Raw genomic sequence first — 17,691 nt, 5'->3', positions numbered from 1 at the left:
TAAAAATATAAGCGAAATCATTCTGTTGAATTAACAACACTTTTCTCGAATACATGCAATGCCCTTAATACAGCTTGATCCATATCATAATATTTATAGTCAGCCAACCTCCCTACAAAACAAACACTTTTCTTAAGTTTTTCGACCTCGCTAGTATAAAGACTAAGACGGTTACGATTGGCCTCATTCAATATAGGATAGTAAGGATCGTTTTTTCCAGGCACATAAGCTTCCGGAAACTCCATCACCAAAGTAGTTTTAGGGGAAGGATGTCCCGAAAAATATTTTTGCTCGGTTATACGGGTAATTTCATAGTCATTAGGATAGTTTACTTGACATACTTCTTGATACCATTCTTGATCTAGTGTCTCGAATTGAAAACGCAAGCTACGATATGGTAGTTCTCCATGCATATAATCAAAAAACTCATCTATTGGACCAGTGTAAATCAACCGATCAAACTTAACGTCATCAATAATTTCCTGATATTTTGTATTGAGTAGGAGCTTAATATTTGGGTGAAATAACATACGACTAAACATTTCCGTGTAGCCGAGCTTAGGCATAGCCTGATAAGGATCTTGAAAGTAACGGTTGTCACGACTGATATAAATGGGAACTCTGCCAGTCACATTTTTATCTAATTCCTCTGGCTTCATCCCCCACTGTTTTAGTGTGTAGTTTAGAAAAACGTTTTCGTAGATGTAATTTGCTAGGAAATCAAGACTACTGTTTGTGTTTTCACGTAATTTTAAGATGGGAACTTTAACTCCAAAACCAAAATTCTCTAATAACAGATCTTCCAACTTCTCAGCATAGCGTGGTGGAAATAAATCATAAAGGCTATTCAAATTAAATGGGATAGGTATCTTTTTTCCTTCAACCACTCCAAGTACATGATGATAATACGGTCGCCATTCGGTAAACTGCGATAAATAGTGCCAAACTTTGCTCGATTTGGTATGAAAAATATGAGGACCATATTTATGTACAAGGATTCCATGCTCATTGTAATAGTCATACGCATTTCCACCAATATGATTGCGCTTTTCTACAATTAGTACCCGTAATCCTAACTGGGTAGCAATTCGCTCTGCTAAAACACAAGCAGAATATCCAGCACCGACGATCAACCAATCAAATTTCATTTAAACAACCTCGATTTCATTAATTTCTGTCCAATTTTGGATTTCCAAAATACAGTCACTGTTTGAGGCTATATTCCCACCAATTACTTCAACTTCATGTAGTTTTGAATGTGAAGCTATAAAAGCATTATTATGAAGTAGATGAAAAGCCAATCTATACTTAGCTGTTTTGATTGGTAATGTCATTATTGTAATTGACCAAATATTCTTCCCTTTATGAATAATTAAGCCAAATTCAGAAGATTTTTTAATAACATTGCAAGCATACTCACCATAGGGATTAAAAAAATTTACAATTATGCTGAAATCATTAACTGACTGATTTGACTCAACTATCATTTTTAATGAATATGGCTCATAGAATTTAGCAATTTTTGGAGAATAAATCCTAAATGATTTAATGGGATCATAAACATTACAAAAGCCATCGCCTTTAGAGTCGGTTACAAAATTTCTTTTTTGGTATTCGACTATACCTTTATCCTTCTCTCCCAGATACTCTACTTGACCAAAAGACAAGAGCATTGAATAATTACATATTCTCTGAACATCAGGCATATTGTGTGAAACAAATATTACCGCACTTTTTGTTAGTAAACTATCTATTTTTCTATAGCATTTGAATCTAAATGCAGCATCTCCTACAGCAAGCACTTCATCTAAAATTAGTATATCTGGATTTAAGGCTGTAGCAATAGCAAAACCCAATCTTACCTGCATTCCTGAACTATAAGTTTGTACTGGTGAATCAATAAAATCACCAATCTCTGCAAAGTCAATAATTTCATCAATCTTATTATCAATTTCCTTTTTGCTTAATCCCAAAACTGAAGCATTAACATAAATATTTTCTTTTCCCGTCAATATAGGGTTAAAACCAGCACCTAGAGCAATTAAAGCCCCGACTCTACCTCTCATTTCAATTCTACCTTTATCAGGCTTAATCAAGCCATTTAACATCCTTAAAAGGGTTGTTTTTCCTGCGCCATTACGCCCAATTAAACCTAAACATTCCCCCCTTCTTAACTCAAAACTAACATCATTGACTGCCCAAAATTCATCAGGTCTTAACTCATGCTCATATTTACGCCCTAATATTTCCGAACCAATATCCTGCAACCCATACCACAATGACTTTTTGAGACTGCGGCAAAAACGCTTTGATACACCCTGTACAGATACAAGAATCTCCGAGTCACCCCGTTCATGTTCAGCCATATCTTCATTTAAAACTGATGAAGTCATAGGAAATTTAATTAAAGATATTAAAAGAATCGACGATTATTTTTTAGGCATCAGCTAATCATCCGCTTAATAGTAAACGGTATTAGTAGACGATACAAAATCCAACGAAAAAACATATTGGCAGCATCCGGAACTTTATATATAAATCATGTATTTGGCTGAGTACAACTTTGCTTTCTTTGATTTCACCCACTAGCAATAATAATTCATCTCTTTTCATAAATAATTTTACCTTTCATTAAAAGGATTTTTTGAAAAGATGCGTGGAGTGTTTCCCATCGAACTAAATCTAAAGGAAATATAGCTATATCCTCTGCTTCCGCGAACATTTGCATAAAAGTCATCCAATCTAATCCTACAACTGCCAAGTCAATATCAGAAGCTTCAGAAAAATGTTTAGGTTCTAGTATCGATCCCCATTGGATAATTTGTTGGGGTTGATATTTGTTAATTATCAGTTCTATGATGTTCTGACAATTTTCTTGTGCTTTTTTCCATAATTCAAAACGACTAGCTTTCAAAACATCTTGCTTTTCTTGCAAAAAACGCCTTGCTTGCTTATAGTCAAATTGATCTGGATTTTCCTTAGAAACATACATGATTTTTTTACTTAGTTTATAATGTGATACCAACAGGTGAACAACATACCTTAAAACCAAGAGCTAATGGTAATTAATACTATTGATCAGGTAAATACTGGGGATTGAGAATATCAACTTTTGCAAAAGGAGATGCTTCTGGAAAAACACCAACTTCCAGTCCTGTTTCTTGAGAAGTAATTAACTTAGCATCACTATAACATTCTTCAAATACATCGTCAAAATATTTCCTTAGACTAGGACTCTGTTTAAAAGCCCGATTTAATCGTAAAGAATGCTCAGTAATAGAGGCTTTCCAACTATTAGTTCGTTTTTCTGGTTGATATTTCCACTTTAATAAATGTTGCAAAACCCTAATTAAATTTTGTTCTAAAGCCCGCTTATCGTTTCTCCCCATATCTTCTATTTCTTCAATTAGATTTTTAATATCTAATTGAAGAAATGCACCTTGTTCTAAAAGGCTTACCGTTGTTTCTAGCCAAAGATTAAAATCTGTGTCATGAAGTGAATTAACCATAAAAAACGAGTGAAATAAAACCTTTATGAACTCATACGCTCAATAAGAAACGGCATTGATAAACGATACAAAAGCCATGCTAATAATAATAAACCAAAACTCAAACCACTGGCGATCCAAAACCCACTAGGATCAGATACCACTCCAGTTGTCGCCAAATCCCTAGCTGTGACTAACAATGGTGTGACAGGATTCCAGTTCACCACCGTACTAAACCACCCCTCTTTAGGAACCGGATAAATTACAGGAGTCAACAACAACCAAGGAGTAACAATTAACGGTATCACCCTGCCCACGTCTCCATACAAAGCCCCTAGAGGAGCAAGGACGAGTCCAATTCCTGTTCCTAATATTACTAAATGAATCAAAGCTATGGGTGCTAGAATCACACTCCATGTAATAGGAATTTTAAACCAAATGAACAAGCCTACAATTAATATTAACTTAATGCCAAAATTAAAAAATACTTCCCCTAATTTAGCTAAAATAATTGCTTCTCTAGGAAAATTAATTTTAGCCAGCATTGGTTTTGCACTACCTACAGCCGCCAATGGTCCACTCAAAGCTTCTACAAAGGTCTGCCATAGGGACATACTAAACATCACATAGGCCGGATAAGGAATATCGGTGACACCAATATTTACAGCCCCAGCATTTTTAGCAACTACCAACCCCAATGCTGTGATAATCGGTGGGAAAAATGCCCATAAGACACCAAGCAAGGACTGACGATATTGAGCGCTAATATCTCGTACTAACAACCGCCACGCTAATTCCCGTGAGGCTAACAAATCTCGCCACATTTCTTTGAAAAGTATCAAAGGATGACGAATACGACTTTCTGGTGTATAAACAACTCTAATAGGAATCTGACTAGATTTACTAAGTTTTCTCAATCTACACCTCTATAGCAATTACTGTTTAAAAAACTTGATGAATATATTTAGTATTGTGTCACAATATTGACATATTGCCGAGTGCGAATAAAATTAGACTTTACTGAATTACTGTATGATTTTGCGATGTAGAGAAGTTCCATGGAGCGTCCCTACAAAGAACGTCCCTACAAGGTTTTTTAATCTATGCAAAATTAATTATTTTCATCCTTAAAATCAGCAACGCCTAAAATTGCTGTATTCTCTCATCAGTCTACAATTTCTCTAAAAGCCATGCTTCCAAATCCGATATCGCTGTGAAATCTAATAATGCTTCTCCTAAAATCTCCAGCCGTTCTATGTCTAAACTTCTGATCTTTTCCTTTTGGGCTGGAGACAACACCCCACAACGCCGATTCAAAAGACGAAGCACCAGATCAGTTTGTCCCTCTTGTCGTCCCTCTTGCTGTCCTTCTTGAAATACTTCCTGATAAAACCGTGTTTGGGTTACATCTGCTGTTTTAAGGTTAAGCATTTCCAAAATCTCCTTCGTACTGAGTTGGGGGAATTTATTAACAAGTATAGCCTCTACCAAATCTAAACGCCGTCGGAGTTCTTCCTCTGTTTCCGCACTGTTAATAATAGACTGTGCCAAGGTTGCTGCTTCTTCTTCATTTACTACCAGTAATTTCAATAATGCTAAATTTGGACTCAAATCTGTTAACGTTAACAAATCCTCAAGATATAGCCTTTTGATTTGATTTTTCAATAGTTCCTGGTAGGGAATTTCTGAGCCTAAATCCTCTTTCCGATTGGGTAAAATTAATAATCCATACCAAGGTTGCTTGACGTTATACTGGTGTAAATACAGGAATGTTTCTGCTAAATACCGCCCATAAAATCTGGGATCTCTCTGCATTTGTGCTTCTATAAATATCAGAGGTAAGCTCAGATCATTGGCTATGGGTGTTAATAGTCCATCTATTTCAAATCCTTTCTCTTTTACTCCCGGCGCACTGTAGGTAAATTTACAATCTTTGGGAATTTCTGGGATTAATTCGGCAATTAAACCTGGTTGAGATAAAAATAGTCGGTAAAATAGTTTATCAGTTTTCATAATTTCATTCTGACTTACCCTACAGACTATAAAATATCAGAAAAACTAATAATTACGAGCTTGACCTTAAAAATCTAAATTTTTAGACTTATCTACAATTTTTCTAAAAGCCATGCTTCTAAATCCGATATCGCTGTGAAATCTAATAATGCTTCTCCTAAAATCTCCAGCAGTTCTATGTCTAAACTTCTGATCTTTTCTTCTTGGACTGGAGACAACACCCCACAACGCCGATTCAAAAGACGAAGCACTAAATCAGTTTGTCCTTCTTGTCGTCCTTCTTGTCGTCCTTCTTGCTGTCCCTCTTGAAATACTTCCTGATAAAACCGTGTTTGGGTTACATCTGCTGTTTTAAGGTTAAGCATTTCCAAAATCTCCTTCGTACTGAGTTGGGGGAATTTATTAACAAGTATAGCCTCTACCAAATCTAAACGCCGTCGGAGTTCTTCCTCTGTTTCCGCACTGTTAATAATAGACTGTGCTAAGGTTGCTGCATCTTCTTCATTTACTACCAGTAACTTCAACAATGCTAGATTTGGACTCAAATCTGTTAACGTTAACAAATCCTCAAGATATAGCCTTTTGATTTGATTTTTTAACAGTTCCTGGTAGGGAATTTCTGAGCCTAAATCCTCTTTCCGATTGGGTAAAATTAATAATCCATACCAAGGTCGCTTGACGTTATACTGATGTAAATACAGGAATGTTTCTGCTAAATACCTCCCATAAAATCTGGGATCTCTCTGCATTTGTGCTTCTATAAATATCAGAGGTAAGCTCAGATCATTGGCTGTGGGTGTTAATAGTCCATCTATTTCAAACCCTTTTTCTTTTACTCCCGGCGCACTGTAGGTAAATTTACAATCTCTGGGAATTTCTGGAATTAATTCGGCAATTAAACCTGGTTGAGATAAAAATAGTCGGTAAAATAGTTTATCAGTTTTCATATTTCATAATTATATTATCTATTACTATAGACCGATCGCTCTACTCAACCTTACCGATGGAATTAATTAAACTATTTTTTTGGGATCTGGCCAAAACTCTGGATTTGTGACTTCTTGCCAAGAATATGGGCAATTTTTGGGAAAATTTTCGTCTGGTAAATCTGTCTCAGCGATCGCTAAATCCCTCGCTTCTAACCAACTTTCTATCATTGCCTCCTCAACACGAGACTTTAACCCAGGATTACGTCGTAGAAGCTTATCAATCCCCGTTCGCTGTACTCTTATACTAGCACGCCAACTATTAGAACGTCGCCAGTGCTGAACTTGCCATTTCAGTAGATGGGCAATTAATTGGGTTAGACGGGACTCTAATTGATCATAATGACGATTTCCCAAATCTTCTAATTCCTCAACCAAGTGTGCCACATCTAACTGATCAAATTGTCTTTGACGCAGTAAATTCGATTGTTGGTAAGTCCAAGTGAAAAAGTCTTCTTCATACAGCCTAGTTTCCATTTTCACCATCCCTATACTCTGTTGGCTAATCAAATAGTTCAAGAGAATTGGTATTGCATAATCTGACAATTAATAGAACTCTGCTCTTTTTCACACAAACCGTAATTTGAATAAATTAGTTTTAGTTATCAGGTAAATACTGAGGGTTTAACACATCTACTTTGCTAAAAGGACAAATTTCTGGAAATACAAAGATATCTATACCTGTTTCTTGAGAAGCAATTAATCTCGCATCATGATAACATTCAGCAAAAACTTCTTCAAAATAAGATTTCAGGCTCGGACTTTTTTTCAATGCTTTATTTAAACGTAAGGAATGTTCTGTAATGGATGCTTTCCAGCTATTAGTGCGTTTTTGTGGTTGATATTTCCACTTGAGTAGATGTTGTAAAACCCTAATTAAATTGCTTTCTAGCGCATCCTTGCGACTATTCCCCATGTCTTCAATTTCTTCTATCAGATTGTCTATATCCAATTCACTAATATCTCCTTTGCGTAATAAGGTTAAAGTTTCTTCTACCCAAAGATTAAAGTCAGTTTCGTATAAATTCACCTTCTCGTTATTTACTGACATGACTTCATTACTAATGATGCTTTTTTTTGGATGGGTTGACAAATCAGATATGTTTTTCGGTGTCAAGTTATGTCTACTGCTATTCTAAGCGATCGCTCAAAAATCTGGCTTCTCAATTTAAACGTTGTAGCCAAGATTCAACTATTTGTCCTATTGTCTCTTCTAGAGAAATTGTAATATCCCACTGAGGATAATGTTCTCGCATCTTTTTTAAGTCAGAATAGTAGCAAATATGATCACCAATGCGATTTTCTGGCACATAAGTATAAACCATCGGTTTATCACTGAATTTTTCAGTTAAACTAAATGCTTCTAAAATTGAGCAGCTATTATCTTTACCTCCTCCCAAATTATAAACTTCTGCAATGCGGGGATTGTCAATAAATGCTTGAATAAACCGTGCCACGTCCAAGGAATGGATGTTATCACGAACTTGCTTACCTTTATAACCGAAAATTTTGTATTCTCTACCTTCCAAATTGGACTTAACTAGATAACTTAAAAAGCCATGTAACTCAACTCCTGAATGATTTGGTCCTGTTAAACATCCACCTCTTAAACAGCAAGTTGGTATATTAAAATAGCGTCCATATTCCTGCACCATTACGTCTGCGGCAACTTTAGACGCACCAAACAAGGAATGTTTTGACTGATCAATACTAAAAGTTTCTGGAATACCATCTTTATATGTGGGATCATCATAATCCCATCTGGTATCTAATTCTTTAAGTTTAATTGTATTTGGGCGATCGCCATAAACTTTATTGGTGGACATATGCACAAAGGGCGATTCTGGACAAAATTGTCTGGTTGCTTCTAGCAAATTCAGCGTCCCTACGGCATTGGTATCAAAATCATCAAAAGGAATGGCTGCTGCGCGATCATGGCTAGGTTGGGCTGCGGTATGGACGATCGCATTTGGTTGGATACTCTCTATTAATTTTAGTACCCCTTGGCGATCGCGTATATCTAGCTCATGATGAACAAAACCTTTGATGGTGGATTGTAACCGATTTTGATTCCACCTTGTGTCTCCTTGATTACCAAAAAATACTGCTCTTTGGTTGTTGTCAACGCCATGAATTAGCCAGTTTTGGTTAGCAAAGTAAATACAAACCTCAGAACCAATTAGTCCTGAAGAACCTGTTACAAGTAATGTTTTCATTGAGATTATTTATTTAGAGAATATTTGATGGTAATTTACATTGAATATAAAAATACGGGCGATGTAAATTTCTATTCCTATCTAGGCTAATCTGGCTTTTATCATCTTATGCACTACATCTCGCATTTTGTTTTTTGCTTGCCAACCTAGTTGACACTTGGCTTTAGCTGGATTAGCCCTACCTACTGCTAAATCTGTAGGTCTTAATAAGCTAGTATCAACAACTACATAATCATGCCAGTCTAAATTGACATCTGCAAATGCTGCCGCGACAAAATCTTCTAAGGAGGTGCTTTCCCCCGTAGCAATTACATAATCATCGGGTTGGGTTTGTTGCAGCATTAAATACATAGCCTCAACATATTCCTCCGCCCACCCCCAGTCTCTTTGTATGGACATATTGCCTAAATACAGCTTATCTGCGGAACCTTGGACAATGCGACAAACAGCGGCCACTATTTTTTGTGTGACAAATCTTTCTGGACGTAAGGGAGACTCATGGTTAAACAAAATACCTGAACAGGCAAATAAGCCATAAGCTTCTCGATAGTTTGCTACTTCCCAAAAGGCTGCTGCTTTAGCTACAGCATAGGGGCTTCTAGGTCGAAATGGAGTTGTTTCTTCTGCTGGTATTTCGCCGGTATCTCCAAAACATTCACTCGAACCAGCGTTATAAAATTTGGTTGGTGCTCCCAGAAAGCGAATTGCTTCTAATAAGTTCAGTGTGCCTGTGGCTATACTTTCTAGGGTTTCTACTGGCTGTTCAAATGATAAACCGACGGAAGTTTGTCCTGCTAAGTTGTAGATTTCATCGGGTTGGATTTTCGTGAGGATCTGTAAAACACTACGAAAATCTGTTAATGACATTGATTCTAGTTTTACTTGGTTTTTAATCCCTAAAGCAGTTAGGTTGTGAAATGGGGAGACTTGGGCATCTCTCGAAGTGCCGCAGACGCTATAACCTCGATTGAGTAGCAATTGGGCTAGGTAAGCTCCATCTTGACCCGATATCCCACAAATCAGTGCTTTTTTCATCCAATTGACTTAAAATAAGGTATCTAAACGCTTTTGGGTGTTTTGTAATTGGTTGGGGTGATTGTTAGTTAATAAAGCCGAAATCTTTTACACCGTTGTAACCAAGCATTCGGGATTGTCTGAGGGTAAATTCTCCCACTGAAGGATTGTGATGGGGATGAATTACTCCTGTTGCTTGTTGCCAAAGTTCGAGTGGGGCAATTGATAATTCATAATTTGATTGGTGCTTCCTTACATGATACCATTTGGTTTCCTGGCATTCTTCACACCAAAATCCTTCTAACCACTCTCCATCTAGGGGAATTGTGGTTTTCGCTGCTACTAACATTAAGGCTTCTCTACGCTTTACCCCCCTTTCTTGTAGTTGTCCTGGAGTTTGGGCAAATAGTCTGTATTTTTGACTGACACTATCTAAGTAGCAGCCATGAATTGGACAGTAAATGGCTCTTCTTTTAGAACGATTCCGATTTCGGTCACACCTTCTCTGCACTTTGGCCTCCCGCATAAATTTGATACACACAGATCAAAGGAAGGTTGCTTGGGAGGGACTGAGATCTAAACGACCATCAAAGTCCAACTCCTGTTGTAATTTTTGATTTATTTTATTTTCTATTGATTTGTCCAGCATCCTAGCATATTTAGGTTTTTGATAGGTAATACCTCTAACCCTCTAAAATATTGCTTGTTGCAAAACTCTGAGATATTGTTTGGCGATCATTTGTGGGGTAAAGTTTGACTGTAAATACTGGCGGGATGATTTTCCCATTTTTACTGCTAACTGTCGATCGCTATTTAATAAGCGAATAAATTGAGCTAGGCCGATGCTGTCGCCATTTTCTACGGTGATTCCACATTTGCCCTCAGTAATTATCTCACGCAAGTAGGAATTTTCTGGACAAATCACAGCTACGGGTAATCCGGCTGCTAGGGCTGGGTAAAGTTTGCTGGGAGCAACTAAACTTTCTAAGCCTGGTTCTACACTAACTAAAGACAAGTCGCAAGCTGTCAAAGAATAGGGCAGCACTTTTTTGTCTTGATAGGGTAAAAATAGGAAGTTGGTTAGTCCTAAGCGATGTACTTCTTCGATCAGAGTATCCCGTTTGGCTCCCCCTCCAATGCAGACAAACTGAATTGGTTCATCTTTTAATTCTTTAGCAGTTTCTAAGATGGTTTCCATGTCGTGACACCTACCCATATTACCAGAATATAGGACGGTGAATTTGTCAACTAATTTATGTTCTCTCGCAAACCAATTATTTTCTTTGTCCATGGGAACAATCAAGTCAGGATCTCCCCAACTGTGAATTACAGCTACTTTGTCGGCTATTTCTGGACAAATTGCTATGACTCGTTCTTTCATGGCTGGACTGAGAACTACTATACTTTGGGCTTGACTCCAAACTTTCCGATTAAGTTCGCACCAAAACTTTGCCAGCCAATGATTTTCTCCTACTACGCCTAAAGCGATCGCTATATCTGGATATAGATCGTATATTAAACAAACGTAGGATACTCCAAAACACAATCGCGCCAAATATCCGGCAATTGGCAAAAATGGGGGGGCTGATGTTAATAAAAATACGTTGTGTTTACGGAAGTTTTTGATAATATGCAGAAAGGCTCGTAATGTGAATAATACACCACTGACGGCTTTGCCTCTAATTCTTCCTGGCCACAGTTGAGTAGATCGCGATCGCTGAATCCGAATATATCCTAATTGTTCAACTCCGGCAGCTTTCGCAGTTGAAAACGCATACCCTGGCTGCCCTGTAAATACTTCAATATTAGCTCCCTGCTGCTCTAGTTGTTTGACTAATTCTTCAATTAACTGTCCAGTAGCAGCATAATCTGGTGGAAAAAATTCTGTTATTACAGAGGTTTTAAGTAATTTATTACGTCTAGATTTTCGATTATTATCTGTTTCTATCGGAGATATTGCCGATCTAGTCAGAATTTTTTCTCTGTAGATTGCTTCGGTTTCAATACCTACGTTATTTGTGTGGATTACTTCTGGTATTAGATGATTTGGGGATTTTGTTGCCTTGGATATAGTAATCTTTTTCGGCCAGAATGCCATAATTATCGTTTCCTATCTATCGAGAAATTTTAGTATTGATGGCAATTATTCAGGGGAATAACTTTTGAAACCTTCTAGTTTTTGTATTCTTAGTAACTTTTATCGACGCTTGATAGTTCTTTTGACAGGAGAATAAATACATCAACCGGAAAATTTTGTCCACTTTAAACAAAAAGACCAAAGTTCAGTGGGTTTAATTTACATACTCATTTTTGAACCTCCTGAATTATGTGGTAAATGTAAAATTAACATTAGCCTTATTATGTAAATTCCACTAATTAAACAAAAATGATTTGATCAATACTGAGGGTAAAAATCGGTTTAAAAAAGGGATTTATCTAAGTTTGTCCAACTTTTCACTGTTATAACAGAGTTTAATAATTTGTCAAAGGGTATTTTATCTTATCTTCGTTATCTTGAGAAAATACTTAATGATAGTAATTATTGCTTTGTCAATAATCTACGCCGTAATTTATCCAATCCAGTACAAGCACTTAAGTACCGAATAAAAGAACGTTCCTTTGTTCCAAATCGGCATTCAAAGCTTTCAACTTTTCCTTCTGGTCCAGCTAAACCGATGTACACTAAACCCACGGGTTTTGTCTCTGTTCCCCCAGTCGGTCCGGCAATTCCCGTAATACTCAACCCCCAAGTGGTAGAGAGGCGATTTTTTACCCCCAGTGCCATTTGTTCAGCTACGGTTGCACTCACAGCCCCAAATTTCTCTAAATCCTCTGGTTTGACTCCCAATAGCTGCACTTTCACCGAATTAGCATAAGAAATTATCCCACCCCAAAAATAATTAGAACTACCAGGAGTTTCTGTCAGTATTTGCCCTAGCCCACCTCCAGTACATGATTCTGCTACGGATAGAGTTGTTCCTGATGACTGCAATAGTTGACCAACTACAGATGCTAATGTATCGTCATCAGCACCATAATAGTTTAAGCCTGCAATTTCTTTAATTTGCTGTTCAATGGGTGCAATTAAATTTTCTGCGGTGATTGAGGAAGTTGTCTTGGCAGAAATTCGCACTCTTACTTCACCTTTTCCGGCGTAGGTGGCTACTGTTGGGTTGGGTAAGTTTAAATAGGAACTAACTTGTTCTGCTAAGGTAGATTCGCCAACACCCCAAAATCTTAGACTACGGCTATAGATAATTTCCTGACCCCAACCTTGACTTTTGAGAAAGGGAACGGCTGTATCTGTCCACATTCGGTGCATTTCGCTAGGTACACCAGGAAAGGTCAAAATAGTTAAATCGGGTCGTGGTTGCCAAATAATACCGGGCGCTGTCCCTGTGGGATTGGGTAAAATTTCTGCACCTTGGGGAATTAAGGCTTGTTTGCGGTTGCTGGAAGCCATTAATCGACCACGTTGGGCGAATTTCTGGGTTATATCTTCAATAATTTCTGGCTGTTCTACTAAGGCAGTGGCAAAAAAATCAGCGATGGTTTCACAGGTAAGATCATCGGGTGTGGGTCCAAGTCCACCTGTAAATATGAGAATTTTTACTCTGGAAGCTGCAATTTCAATAACTTGTTTGAGTCTTTCTGGATTATCCCCCACGACGGTTTGATAGTAGTGAGGAATACCTAGTTGGGCTAACTGCTGGGCAATAAATTGGGCGTTGCTGTTAAGAATATCTCCTAGCAGTAATTCTGTACCTACACAAATAATTTCTGCACTCATTGGGTAATGGGTAATGGGTAATGGGTAATGGGTAATGGGTAAACTTCAAATCCGTGTCATCTGTGTAATCCATTAAATCCGTGATCGATAAGTTGAGATTTTAGACTCACAGAATCTAAAATCTACTATTTTTTTAGGCTAGGACTGGAACTGGAATTTCTAAGTGGGGATATAATGGGAAGCGATCGCACAATGTCTCTACTCGTCCCAAGCATTCTTGGGCTACTGTTTCTGAGTCTGGAGATAACAGGCGATCGGCAATAATGTTACCAATTTCAGTAAAATCAACCACTCCCAAACCTCTGGTAGTCATAGCTGGAGAACCCAGTCTTAAACCACTGGTAACAAAGGGTGATTCTGGATCAAATGGTACTGTATTTTTATTAGCAGTAATATTCACACCACTAACTAATTGATCTGCCTTTTTCCCCGTCATGCCAATAGAACGTAAATCTACTAAAATTAAATGATTATCTGTCCCATTAGATACTAATTTAAACCCTCGATTTTGTAGTTGGCTGGCTAAGGCACGAGCATTGTCAATTACTTGGGCAGAATAAGCTGTAAACTCTGGTTTAAGGGCTTCGCCAAAAGCGACGGCTTTACCAGCAATTACGTGTTCTAAGGGTCCACCTTGAGTACCAGGGAAAACCGATTTATCCAACTTTTTGCCCAATTCTGCATCACGGGTCAAAATCAAGCCGCCACGGGGTCCACGCAAGGTTTTATGGGTGGTTGTTGTGACTACATCACAATGATCAATTGGGTTGGGATGATGACCTGTAGCTACTAATCCGGCAATATGGGCAATATCAGCTAGAAGATAAGCACCAATTTCATCGGCAATGCTACGGAATTTCTCAAAGTCAATGATCCGGGAATAGGCGGAATAACCACAGATTATGAGTTTAGGGCGCTCTTTCAATGCCAGTTCACGGATTTGGTTGTAGTCTAGTTCTTCTGTTTGTTGACTAACTCCATAGTGTCGCACTTGAAACCACTTACCCGACACGTTGACTGGTGAACCGTGGGTTAAATGTCCCCCGTGGGACAAATCCATCCCCATAATTGTGTCTCCTGGTTGTAGTAATGTCAGGAATACAGCAAAATTTGCCTGGGCGCCAGAATGGGGTTGTACGTTAGCATGGGCAGCACCAAATAACTGTTTGGCGCGGTCAATGGCTATTTGTTCGATTTTGTCAATAAATTCACAACCGCCGTAGTAGCGTTTACCAGGTAATCCTTCAGCGTATTTATTTGTCAATACTGAACCTTGGGCTGCTAATACAGCCGCAGAGGTAAAATTTTCACTAGCAATCAATTCTAAGTGGTCACGTTGACGCTGTAGTTCTTGGTTAATTAACTCGTTGATAGCAGGGTCGGAGGATTTTAGTAGGTCTGAGTTAGTTTTGGTCACTTTAATTATCCTTGGAGAAGTTGGTAAAACAATAGATTTTAGCTAGGTACATTACCTAAATCACAGTCTTATAGTTGCTAATCTACCCAGTTTATCTTGCTCAATCAAATGTGAACAGCAATTAAAGTTTACAGGAGGTTCCGATGCTAGTCATTTTAATGGATGATCAAATTTTTTCCCCTGAGAGGGTTTGCCAGTCTTGTTTACTAGCTAATGGCAATGGTCAGCCTCGTTGGTATGGAGGTCAGTTACGCTGCGGTCAAACTATCCAAAAATGCACTGAACAGCAGCCAGAGCAGTATGAGTGTATGATGGGTTTTCGCATCGCTAATATAAAATAATTTTATTTCCTAGCAATATCAAGCAACTGCGTTATTCTAAGCTCAAGTAGCTGTTTAAATTTAGTCAGAGGAGAGTTCACAATGTCTTGGCGCGGTTCTATTACGGTTCCTGACCGGATCTTTGCTTGTTTGCCTTATTTGCTACCTCTGATTGAATGTCTAATTGTCGGTAGCTTTTTGTTGAGGCAGTTTCCATTATTGGCGGTCTTATTTCTGCCTCTACAGCCAGTGCTAATAGTCTATGGTAGCCTGGGACAGATTGGCCAACTAATCCTGTTTTTCGCCTTGTTTGTCTTGGTGGTAAGAAATGAAAAGATTAATCATTTTATTCGTTTCAATACCATGCAAGCAATTCTTTTGAATATTGTGATATCCTTATCGATCATTTTGTTACGAATTTTGGGTTATGTTCCTGGTGCTGGTTTTGCCATAGAAACCTTAGCCAACACTGTCTTTCTAGGAATATTGGCGGCAGTAGGTTATTCGGTTTTTCAGTCGATAATCGGACGTTATGCCGAAATTCCGGCGATTTCTGATGCTGTTTATACGCAGGTGCGCTAGGTTAAACGGTGAATAACTGTGTTTTCTAGGCGACCAATTCCTTCTATTTCTACACGGATGCGATCGCCCACTTGCAAAGCCCCTACCCCCATAGGTGTACCTGTTAGTACAATGTCTCCAGGCATCAGGGTCATCACTTTACTGATATAAGACACCAAAAAATCTGGGGAAAATACCATTTGATCAATACAGGCAGATTGCACTGGCTGAGAGTTATCATTCAAAAAAGTCTGCAATCTAGCTCCTGGGTTCAATTCTCGGACAATCCAAGGACCAAGGGGACAGAAGGTGTCAAATCCTTTGGCTCTTGTCCATTGACCATCGCTTTTTTGTAAATCCCTGGCTGTAACATCATTGGCGATGGTGTAACCCCAAATTTTGGTTTGGGCTGATTCGATGGTACAATCACAGGTGCGATCGCCAATTATTAATGCTAACTCACCTTCATAATCTACCCGTTGCGACTGTGGAGGGTACTTAATTTGCATTTCCGAAGCAATAATGGCTGTAGGTGGTTTAAGAAAGAGCAGGGGTTCAGCCGGTACGGAAGTTCCCATTTCTGCCGCATGATCTACATAATTTTTGCCTACAGCCACGATTTTTGAAGGTGAACAAGGAGCGATAATTCGATATTTATCGGGTTCTAAGGTGAGATTTGTTGGTTGACCATCTAGCCAAGGTGGAGCATCCAATACTTGCACATTGAAGGATAATTGTAGTAACCCATAGTAAATCTTTCCTTCTTGAGTTTGAACTCGCACGTAACGCTGCGCCATAATTTTGGTTAATATCCTTAGCGATTTAAATTTCGGTAGGTTTGTTCAGGAGGCAGGAGGGCAAAGGCAGGAGGCAGGAGGAACCCACCCTTAAAAGAATGGGCTTGAGGTAATGATACTTTATACCTTGCGCTACGCATCTCGGTATAATTCCTTTTTAAAACTGGGCTTTAGACCCAGAACTAAACTTTTTATTGATACTTCCACCTCCTGCCCTCTGCCTCCTAACTCCTGCCTTTTTGCAAATGATTTAAATTTAAAACTGCTAAGATTATAAACCTACTCGGTAAGGGTACAACTAGGGTATCTTTAGCTGAATAAGTAGAGGACTCTTACTTAGCCAATGGGAAGATTAAGGGAGTTGGATAATTGTAATCTGTTAATATATGTGATATAATAAAAAAGGTGTAAAAATTCCTTGTTGCTTCAGATGTTGATTTAGGCAAGTAATTAGTAAAAAAACTTGTATAAATTAACCAAAAGCAGCCCTTTTGTCCATAAGGTAATTCAAAATATATGACGACAGTTTACGAGACAATGTACATTCTGCGCCCTGAGTTGGGAGAAGAACAGGTAGAGCAGGCCGTTACCAAATACGCCAATTTTTTGCGCGAACAGGGTGCTGAAAATATCGAGATTCAAAATCGTGGCAAGCGTCGTCTGGCCTATGAAATCAAAAGACACCGTGATGGTATCTACATCCAATTTAACTATACAGCCCCACCAACAGCGATCGCTCCTTTTGAACGGAGTATGCGTTTGAGTGAAGAAGTGATTCGCTATTTGACCATTAAGCAAGATGTTCCTTTAGAAAAACCTGCTGCGATTCCTGTAACCGCTTAAACAAGTTTTCAGTGATGGGTCTTGAATTGACAAATTCATTACTCATCAATTTTCAAGAAAGATGAAGAAATAAAGAAAAAATTTGATTTTCGCCCTTTTTTAGGGAATAGTCAAGCAATTAACCCAATTCATCTGGATTTATCCCTAACTGACGCAAACGTTCTGCCAATTGTTCTACTTTTCGTTTGGCTTCCCTGGTTTCTTGTTCAGCCATAATTGCTCGTTCAGTAGCAGCACTAGCTTCTT

Annotated in this window: 19 protein-coding genes and 1 pseudogene; 3 read left to right on the top strand and 17 right to left on the bottom strand. The window is 38.3% G+C overall.

Annotation, left to right across the window (positions count from 1 at the left end; translation table 11 throughout):
* Positions 1-17: 17 nt before the first annotated feature.
* The 15 genes from glf to glyA all read right to left on the bottom strand — a co-directional run bounded on the left by glf (position 18) and on the right by glyA (position 14,924).
* Positions 18-1,148, bottom strand: a complete 1,131-nt coding sequence (gene glf, locus VB711_RS22925; RefSeq protein ID WP_323288656.1) for a UDP-galactopyranose mutase — start codon at positions 1,146-1,148, stop codon at positions 18-20.
* Positions 1,149-2,393, bottom strand: a complete 1,245-nt coding sequence (locus tag VB711_RS22920) for an ABC transporter ATP-binding protein (protein WP_323288654.1) — start codon at positions 2,391-2,393, stop codon at positions 1,149-1,151.
* A 206-nt stretch (positions 2,394-2,599) separates the two neighbouring features.
* Positions 2,600-2,992, bottom strand: coding sequence for a nucleotidyltransferase domain-containing protein (locus tag VB711_RS22915; protein WP_323288653.1), 393 nt, complete (start codon positions 2,990-2,992; stop codon positions 2,600-2,602).
* 79 nt (positions 2,993-3,071) lie between these two features.
* Entirely contained in the window at positions 3,072-3,509 is a 438-nt protein-coding gene (locus VB711_RS22910; protein ID WP_323288652.1) for a DUF29 domain-containing protein, read from the bottom strand.
* A 23-nt stretch (positions 3,510-3,532) separates the two neighbouring features.
* Positions 3,533-4,405 carry an ABC transporter permease gene (locus VB711_RS22905; protein WP_323288650.1) on the bottom strand — a complete coding sequence of 291 codons (873 nt, stop codon included), beginning with the start codon at positions 4,403-4,405 and terminating at the stop codon, positions 3,533-3,535.
* A 253-nt stretch (positions 4,406-4,658) separates the two neighbouring features.
* Positions 4,659-5,501 carry a DUF2887 domain-containing protein gene (locus VB711_RS22900; RefSeq protein WP_323288649.1) on the bottom strand — a complete coding sequence of 281 codons (843 nt, stop codon included), beginning with the start codon at positions 5,499-5,501 and terminating at the stop codon, positions 4,659-4,661.
* Positions 5,502-5,593: 92 nt separating this feature from the next.
* Positions 5,594-6,448, bottom strand: a complete 855-nt coding sequence (locus VB711_RS22895) for a DUF2887 domain-containing protein (RefSeq protein ID WP_323288648.1) — start codon at positions 6,446-6,448, stop codon at positions 5,594-5,596.
* A 66-nt stretch (positions 6,449-6,514) separates the two neighbouring features.
* Positions 6,515-6,964, bottom strand: coding sequence for a DUF29 domain-containing protein (locus VB711_RS22890; RefSeq protein WP_323288647.1), 450 nt, complete (start codon positions 6,962-6,964; stop codon positions 6,515-6,517).
* Positions 6,965-7,085: 121 nt separating this feature from the next.
* The gene (locus VB711_RS22885) at positions 7,086-7,538 is read right to left on the bottom strand and encodes a DUF29 domain-containing protein (protein WP_323288646.1); all 453 of its coding nucleotides are present in this window, start codon (positions 7,536-7,538) and stop codon (positions 7,086-7,088) included.
* Between the two features lie 112 nt (positions 7,539-7,650).
* Positions 7,651-8,703, bottom strand: a complete 1,053-nt coding sequence (locus tag VB711_RS22880; protein WP_323288645.1) for an NAD-dependent epimerase/dehydratase family protein — start codon at positions 8,701-8,703, stop codon at positions 7,651-7,653.
* 81 nt (positions 8,704-8,784) lie between these two features.
* Positions 8,785-9,738, bottom strand: coding sequence for a GDP-mannose 4,6-dehydratase (locus VB711_RS22875; RefSeq protein WP_323288644.1), 954 nt, complete (start codon positions 9,736-9,738; stop codon positions 8,785-8,787).
* Positions 9,739-9,802: 64 nt separating this feature from the next.
* Positions 9,803-10,228: a hypothetical protein gene (locus tag VB711_RS22870; RefSeq protein ID WP_323288643.1), complete on the bottom strand. Its 426-nt coding sequence runs from the start codon at positions 10,226-10,228 to the stop codon at positions 9,803-9,805.
* Positions 10,229-10,408: 180 nt separating this feature from the next.
* Entirely contained in the window at positions 10,409-11,815 is a 1,407-nt protein-coding gene (locus VB711_RS22865; RefSeq protein ID WP_323288642.1) for a glycosyltransferase family 4 protein, read from the bottom strand.
* A gap of 441 nt (positions 11,816-12,256) precedes the next feature.
* Entirely contained in the window at positions 12,257-13,507 is a 1,251-nt protein-coding gene (locus tag VB711_RS22860; RefSeq protein ID WP_323288641.1) for a competence/damage-inducible protein A, read from the bottom strand.
* Positions 13,508-13,640: 133 nt separating this feature from the next.
* Positions 13,641-14,924 carry a serine hydroxymethyltransferase gene (glyA, locus tag VB711_RS22855; RefSeq protein WP_323288640.1) on the bottom strand — a complete coding sequence of 428 codons (1,284 nt, stop codon included), beginning with the start codon at positions 14,922-14,924 and terminating at the stop codon, positions 13,641-13,643.
* Between the two features lie 143 nt (positions 14,925-15,067).
* On the opposite strand from glyA, the gene VB711_RS22850 reads away from it, so the two are divergent.
* Both VB711_RS22850 and VB711_RS22845 read left to right on the top strand, forming a co-directional pair.
* A complete protein-coding gene (locus VB711_RS22850) occupies positions 15,068-15,265 on the top strand; it encodes a hypothetical protein (RefSeq protein ID WP_323288639.1) in 198 nt (65 codons plus the stop codon).
* A gap of 81 nt (positions 15,266-15,346) precedes the next feature.
* Positions 15,347-15,826 (top strand): Tic20 family protein, encoded by a 480-nt coding sequence (locus tag VB711_RS22845; RefSeq protein ID WP_323288638.1) that lies wholly within the window; start codon positions 15,347-15,349, stop codon positions 15,824-15,826.
* On the opposite strand, the gene VB711_RS22840 is transcribed toward VB711_RS22845, so the two are convergent.
* Complete coding sequence (locus tag VB711_RS22840) at positions 15,823-16,602, bottom strand: fumarylacetoacetate hydrolase family protein (RefSeq protein ID WP_323288637.1); 780 nt, start codon at positions 16,600-16,602, stop codon at positions 15,823-15,825. The genes VB711_RS22845 and VB711_RS22840 overlap by 4 nt on opposite strands.
* Positions 16,603-17,118: 516 nt before the next feature.
* Here VB711_RS22840 and rpsF point away from each other — a divergent pair.
* Positions 17,119-17,445, top strand: a complete 327-nt coding sequence (rpsF, locus tag VB711_RS22835) for a 30S ribosomal protein S6 (RefSeq protein WP_323288636.1) — start codon at positions 17,119-17,121, stop codon at positions 17,443-17,445.
* Between the two features lie 118 nt (positions 17,446-17,563).
* Here the strand turns inward: rpsF and VB711_RS22830 are convergent.
* Positions 17,564-17,691: pseudogene (locus tag VB711_RS22830) on the bottom strand (Uma2 family endonuclease); the annotation flags it as partial.

This window comes from Cronbergia sp. UHCC 0137 (genome assembly GCF_034932285.1).
Lineage (GTDB): Bacteria > Cyanobacteriota > Cyanobacteriia > Cyanobacteriales > Nostocaceae > Cronbergia.
The sequence above is the reverse complement of the archived record's forward strand: the minus strand, read 5'-3'. Positions and strand labels throughout refer to the sequence as shown.

What these genes read in the sequence shown, in the direction of transcription:
- VB711_RS22860 (WP_323288641.1), bottom strand. Translation starts at nt 13,507, where the DNA reads ATGAGTGCAGAAATTATTTGTGTAGGTACAGAATTACTGCTAGGAGAT.
- VB711_RS22915 (WP_323288653.1), bottom strand. Translation starts at nt 2,992, where the DNA reads ATGTATGTTTCTAAGGAAAATCCAGATCAATTTGACTATAAGCAAGCA.
- rpsF (WP_323288636.1), top strand. Translation starts at nt 17,119, where the DNA reads ATGACGACAGTTTACGAGACAATGTACATTCTGCGCCCTGAGTTGGGA.
- VB711_RS22880 (WP_323288645.1), bottom strand. Translation starts at nt 8,703, where the DNA reads ATGAAAACATTACTTGTAACAGGTTCTTCAGGACTAATTGGTTCTGAG.
- VB711_RS22875 (WP_323288644.1), bottom strand. Translation starts at nt 9,738, where the DNA reads ATGAAAAAAGCACTGATTTGTGGGATATCGGGTCAAGATGGAGCTTAC.
- VB711_RS22920 (WP_323288654.1), bottom strand. Translation starts at nt 2,393, where the DNA reads ATGACTTCATCAGTTTTAAATGAAGATATGGCTGAACATGAACGGGGT.
- VB711_RS22865 (WP_323288642.1), bottom strand. Translation starts at nt 11,815, where the DNA reads ATGGCATTCTGGCCGAAAAAGATTACTATATCCAAGGCAACAAAATCC.
- VB711_RS22885 (WP_323288646.1), bottom strand. Translation starts at nt 7,538, where the DNA reads ATGTCAGTAAATAACGAGAAGGTGAATTTATACGAAACTGACTTTAAT.
- VB711_RS22900 (WP_323288649.1), bottom strand. Translation starts at nt 5,501, where the DNA reads ATGAAAACTGATAAACTATTTTACCGACTATTTTTATCTCAACCAGGT.
- VB711_RS22840 (WP_323288637.1), bottom strand. Translation starts at nt 16,602, where the DNA reads ATGGCGCAGCGTTACGTGCGAGTTCAAACTCAAGAAGGAAAGATTTAC.
- VB711_RS22845 (WP_323288638.1), top strand. Translation starts at nt 15,347, where the DNA reads ATGTCTTGGCGCGGTTCTATTACGGTTCCTGACCGGATCTTTGCTTGT.
- VB711_RS22890 (WP_323288647.1), bottom strand. Translation starts at nt 6,964, where the DNA reads ATGGAAACTAGGCTGTATGAAGAAGACTTTTTCACTTGGACTTACCAA.
- glf (WP_323288656.1), bottom strand. Translation starts at nt 1,148, where the DNA reads ATGAAATTTGATTGGTTGATCGTCGGTGCTGGATATTCTGCTTGTGTT.
- VB711_RS22850 (WP_323288639.1), top strand. Translation starts at nt 15,068, where the DNA reads ATGCTAGTCATTTTAATGGATGATCAAATTTTTTCCCCTGAGAGGGTT.
- VB711_RS22895 (WP_323288648.1), bottom strand. Translation starts at nt 6,448, where the DNA reads ATGAAAACTGATAAACTATTTTACCGACTATTTTTATCTCAACCAGGT.
- VB711_RS22910 (WP_323288652.1), bottom strand. Translation starts at nt 3,509, where the DNA reads ATGGTTAATTCACTTCATGACACAGATTTTAATCTTTGGCTAGAAACA.